This is a genomic window from Rothia sp. HMSC061C12, assembly GCF_001815755.1.
Classification (GTDB): domain Bacteria; phylum Actinomycetota; class Actinomycetes; order Actinomycetales; family Micrococcaceae; genus Rothia; species Rothia mucilaginosa.
Genome location: NZ_KV821860.1, coordinates 1 through 4,393, shown reverse-complemented (window position 1 = coordinate 4,393; position 4,393 = coordinate 1). Strand labels below are relative to the sequence as shown.

General features: G+C 51.3%; 5 protein-coding genes. 4 read left to right on the top strand and 1 reads right to left on the bottom strand.

Annotated elements, in window-relative coordinates; genetic code table 11:
• From HMPREF3055_RS04085 to HMPREF3055_RS04075, 4 genes are all read left to right on the top strand, one after another.
• A partial coding sequence (locus HMPREF3055_RS04085) for a pentapeptide repeat-containing protein (RefSeq protein ID WP_210399377.1) occupies window positions 1-489 on the top strand: 489 nt, incomplete at its 5' end.
• A gap of 129 nt (window positions 490-618) precedes the next feature.
• Window positions 619-2,565, top strand: coding sequence for a pentapeptide repeat-containing protein (locus tag HMPREF3055_RS09095; RefSeq protein WP_168163645.1), 1,947 nt, complete (start codon window positions 619-621; stop codon window positions 2,563-2,565).
• Between the two features lie 187 nt (window positions 2,566-2,752).
• Window positions 2,753-3,244, top strand: a complete 492-nt coding sequence (locus HMPREF3055_RS04080) for a low molecular weight protein-tyrosine-phosphatase (protein ID WP_070738145.1) — start codon at window positions 2,753-2,755, stop codon at window positions 3,242-3,244.
• Window positions 3,241-3,909, top strand: coding sequence for a nucleoside/nucleotide kinase family protein (locus HMPREF3055_RS04075; protein WP_060823897.1), 669 nt, complete (start codon window positions 3,241-3,243; stop codon window positions 3,907-3,909). The genes HMPREF3055_RS04080 and HMPREF3055_RS04075 overlap by 4 nt, the downstream gene beginning before the upstream one ends.
• Window positions 3,910-3,987: 78 nt before the next feature.
• Here the strand turns inward: HMPREF3055_RS04075 and HMPREF3055_RS09270 are convergent, their stop codons facing one another.
• The gene (locus HMPREF3055_RS09270; RefSeq protein ID WP_161799350.1) at window positions 3,988-4,134 is read right to left on the bottom strand and encodes a hypothetical protein; all 147 of its coding nucleotides are present in this window, start codon (window positions 4,132-4,134) and stop codon (window positions 3,988-3,990) included.
• Window positions 4,135-4,393 lie beyond the last annotated feature (259 nt).

Below are 4,393 nucleotides of genomic sequence, written 5' to 3'. Positions count from 1 at the left end.
GACTTCAGGAACACAGAGTTCACCGGAAACGCACTCTTCGGGGGCGTGAAGTTCACTGAAGACGCATACTTTACGGACGCGGAGTTCACCGAAGACGCAGACTTCAGGGGCACGAAGTTCGCCGGAGACGCAGACTTCTGGGGCGTGAAGTTCACCGGAAATGCGTACTTCATGGACGCGAAGTTCACCCGAAATGCACTCTTCGGGGACACGGAGTTCGCTGGAATCACAGACTTCGATCGCGCATATTTCGAAAAGTGTGCACCCATATTTGCTGATGCCTCCAACTCTGCCAGGTTCTCTGCACAGGTGGATCCGCAGGATTACCTGTTCAAGGCGCACCCGGAGAGCCCGCACAGCTTCAGCTGCGGTACGGCGAAGCTTCATAACAGAACGTTCATTCTCCCTCTCTGCACGGTGCTGTACGACCCGGACTCCTGGGACGAAGAGAAACAGGACTACACCCGTATCAGTGAGCCTGCGCTGTAATATCCGAAGGGCCCGCCACATTGAATATGTGGTGGGGCTTCCACTTATAGCCGTTAGAAGCCCCATTCAGGTAGTTTATGCACTATGCTGAGAGGTGACTGTTCCTATCAGAGAAGACAGGATGAAACCTTGCCAGAGAAAGATGCTGCGCAGAAAACGCAGGAAAGCCTATTCCAAAAGCTCCGCAATTGGGTTTTCGCCGACCCACCTTTGTACATTCGTTATTTCTTCCCAATTCTTGTAACATTCGGAATTATTGGAGGTATAGCTGCTTTCTGGATTCCGGTAGAGACCGGCTGGCTACGACAAAGCGGGTTGGGTGGTGAAGCTGAGCAAAAATCCATATCAGATTTGCGCCTACATCTTTTATATATCACTGCAGGTGCAATATCGGTTTTAGTTCTACTAAAGATTGCCAAGGAATATCATTTCCTCAAACATTTTATAGCCTACATCAATTGGAACAAAAACTGGCTTTATATAATTCTTCTCTTAACCGTGTTACTTGGAGGAGGAAGCGCTTACATTATCCCCCTTATCATTCCGAATCCACTCAAAGACGGCGATACCGTTCCAGCCCTACGACAAGCTATCCTCGTAACAGTTGCTGGACTTCTTACTATGCTCACCCTGTGGGAGAACCGTCGCAAAAACCTACAAGAAAAAGATAAAAATGATCTTGAACATATCCGTCAGATAAAATCTGAACGCCGAAGTCGATACGCAAAAGCTATTGAGCAGCTAGGCAATGATAATACCTCTATTAAACTCGGAGGCGTCTACACACTTTCTAAACTTATTGATGAATGGCTTGAGGATAAAAAAAGTAATCCTAAGAAAAAAGAACGCATGGAGGAAGGGCAGATTATTATTGACAGCCTCTGCGCTTACATTCGTTCACCGTACCCTCTTTCAATACCCAAGAATAATGACCATAAAAACCTAAACCTCTCAGACAAAGAAGCAGAAAATGCATTTAATGATTTTACGTCTCTAAGAGGGGAACAGGAGGTTCGGAAAACTATCATTAAAATCATCACAGAGAGACTTAGCGGAGGAGTAAACAGAGACGGAGAAAAACCTAAAACAAGCAAAGGAAAATGGTCGAACTTCAAGTACGATTTCTCAAATTCATCATTCTTTTACCCAGTCGATTTTCAATACAGCTATTTTTCAAATCCGGTCGAATTTACAGGTAGCACTTTTAGCAGTAATGCCGACTTCTCTGTTTCTAAATTTACCCAGGGCGCCAATTTTTCAGAAGCAACTTTCAAAGGTACTGCCATGTTTGCAAGCGTAATATTTTCAGGTACCCCCGATTCAATAAATGACTTTTCAAATGCAACGTTTGCCGAAGAGACTTGGTTCGCTTCAGCAGAATTTAGAGAGCAAGTCCTATTCACTGGAGCATCATTTATGGAAACCACATATTTTCGAGGCGTAGACTTTTATAAACTAACTGGCTTTCGTGATTCTTCATTTCAAAATACTGCAGATTTCACGTATGCAAATTTTCTTGGAAAGTTATACCTTACAAATACTTCTTTCAAAGATGAAGTTCTGTTTGAGGAAACATCTTTCGATGAAGAATTATCTCTATCTTCTTGCTCATTTGATAGGACAGTATATTTCACTAAGTCACGTTTCTTGAAAAAATTTGAATCGAAAGCACATTTCAAGGGATACGCAGACTTCTCGGAAGTAGAATTTAATTACATTTCAGACTTCTCGTGTTCGAAATTTTCTAAAGGGTTAAGCGTCGAAAGAGCATCTTTCAATTCCTACAGCCCAACCTTTAGCTCTCCTGGGGAAATACTTAAACTTTCCACTCCGACAGTTAAACCCCATCCATTTCCTTTTGTAGTTAATAAATTCGAAATCATAAGATTTACTCAATTATCAGTCAGAGTTGAGCCTAAAGATTATAAACTTACTGTTTCAGAAAATAGCATATATGGTATCGATTCTGAGCAAATTACGGTAGCTGACGGCAGGGTCTTCACTATTCCGGTGGGTTGTGAGCTTTTCGACCCCGAACCTTTGCCCGCGCCCAAACCGGAAGAACCTACCGAATAGCATTCACCTCTAGAAGGCCCCGCCGGCCCACACCGGCGGGGCCTTTTCACGCCCGGTTCTGGTAGCGACAGCCCCGGCGGCGGCAGCCCGCCGGCGAGCGCCTCCGCCCGTCATTGAACCGTCCAAAGAACCGCCCCGAGCACCCGCCGCGCCCAACCATCCTCTACCCCACCGATACACTAGAACCATGTACCGAATCATGACTGTCTGCACCGGCAACATCTGCCGCTCCCCCGTCGGCGAATACCTCATCCGCCAGCACGCCCAAGAAGCCGGCGTGCCCGTCGCCGTCACCTCCAGCGGCATCAGCAACGAAGAAGAAGGCAACCGCATCGATCCGCGCGCCGCCGCGCAGCTCACCACCCGCGGTATCGACCCGTCCGCGCACCGCGCCAGCGTCTTCACCGTCGAGGACTTCGACCGCAACGACCTCATCCTCGCCATGGACGCACCCCACTACCTGCGCCTCAAAGCCCTCGCCCGCAACGACGAGGACAAGGCCAAGATCCGCATGATGCGCAGCTTCGACCCGAAGGTCACCACCACCCACCTGGACCAGCTCGGCATCTACGACCCCTGGTACGGTAGCGAACGCGACTTCGTGTACACCACCGGCCTCATTGACGCCGCCGCACGCGGCCTCATCAACCACCTCAAACAGGAAGGCGACGCGCAGTGAGTCAGCGTATTCCCCTGAACCAGAACCGCCGCGTCACCGGCACCACCGAAATCCTGGAGCTCTGCAAAGACATGCTGCGCCTGGAGCACGGCATCGGCAACGACTTTGACATGGACACCGCCGAATTCACCGAATTCCGTGCCCAGTTCCTCGCTGACTTTGCGCAGATCCCGCTGATCATCGGTATTGACGGCCGCAGCGGCACCGGCAAGACCAGCCTCGCCGCGCAGCTTGAGCAGGAGCTCACCGCCGCCGGGCACAGCGTGCACGTGCTACACCTGGACGACTTCTACCCCGGCTGGGATGGCCTCTTCGACGGCGTGGAGGCGTGGGACGCGCTATCCGTGCAGCTGACCGAAGGCATTGCCGGGACCTACACCCCGTGGGATTGGGAGGCGGGCGCCCCCGGTGAGGTACGCACCGTCGACCCGGCGGCTACGCAGGTCATCATCTGTGAGGGTGTCGGCGCGATTGCGGGCGCCTGCGAGGTGCGTATCCTCGCGACCGCCCCGGACGAGGTGCGTTACGAACGCGCCATGGCTCGTGACGGTGACACGTTCCGCCCGCACTGGGAACGCTGGGCGGCGCAGGAGGAGGCGCTGCTCGCCGAAATCCCGGAGGACTACGCGACCGTGGACTTCATCTACGACAGCGCGGCGCAGTAACAGCCGCCTACAAGACAGTAGGGCCCAATGCTTTGTGTATCTCGAAGCATTGGGCCCTACGGCTATTCAGAGGCAGTTTTACTGAGGCATGGGAGCCGGGCTAGCGGATTCCATGCGGTCTTTATCCCAGTAGGTTGAGGTATTGCTCGGCGCGTGCGTGGAGGCAGTGCCGTCTTTTTCGTTACCCGGGTTGTTGTTGGAAAGCACAGCAAAGATTACGAGCAAGACACAAACTATAAGCAGCAGGATGCATAGCAAATATTTGTAATAGTGATTGCGCATCTGAGGTTACCCCTCCGGTCGTATCGCGTGGTATGACCAACGTAAGTTATGCGGTCGCCCCGAGCAATGCTTCTCAAGAATATTTCTCAAATATTTCTACATGGGCTGGGGAGGACTGAGCGACAGGCTAAAACAAACCGCGAAAGGGGCGGTGTTATCCGTAAGCGACATTAGGGTGTCCGAAGCGAAGCGAGGACGGGTG

What these genes read in the sequence shown, in the direction of transcription:
- HMPREF3055_RS04080 (WP_070738145.1), top strand. Translation starts at nt 2,753, where the DNA reads ATGTACCGAATCATGACTGTCTGCACCGGCAACATCTGCCGCTCCCCC.